The sequence below is a fragment of the Arsukibacterium sp. MJ3 genome (assembly GCF_000987765.1).
Taxonomy (GTDB): domain Bacteria; phylum Pseudomonadota; class Gammaproteobacteria; order Enterobacterales; family Alteromonadaceae; genus Alishewanella.
The window spans coordinates 1-428 of sequence record NZ_LAHP01000185.1 but is presented as its reverse complement, the minus strand read 5'-3'; the positions used below and the strand labels follow the sequence as shown (position 1 = coordinate 428).

1 pseudogene is annotated in these 428 nt (G+C 48.8%); it reads left to right on the top strand.

Annotated elements, in window-relative coordinates:
* Positions 1-17 precede the first annotated feature (17 nt).
* Positions 18-428 (top strand): annotated as a pseudogene (locus tag VT06_RS17415) (peptidase M28); the annotation flags it as partial.

Here is a 428-nt window from a genome sequence, read left to right as displayed (position 1 = left end):
CAACAGAGGAACTCATCATGCGACACTTTACTTTGTTCGCATCGGCTTTATTGCTCGCAACTGCATGCTCGCCAGCAACCGAAACTGATACGAACCCTTATGCACCGCAAACCGATGCCGATGGCTTGGTTGATGCACATTTCAGCGATACCTATTATCGCTACTTAGAAACCATTTCTTCCGATGAGTTTGAAGGCCGAGCACCCGGTACGCGTGGTGAAGAACTTACCATTGATTACGTTAGCACTATTTTTCGTGAGCTTGGGGTGCAATCGTTCACCAACGAAGATTACACCCAGCCAGTACCGTTGGTGCGTATAGCACCAAGCCGCGTTACTTCAATGCAGCTCAGCCACAACGGTGAAGCGAGTGAACTTGAATACCGTTCTGAAATGATGGGCTGGACCAATCGCGTAGTAGATGCCATT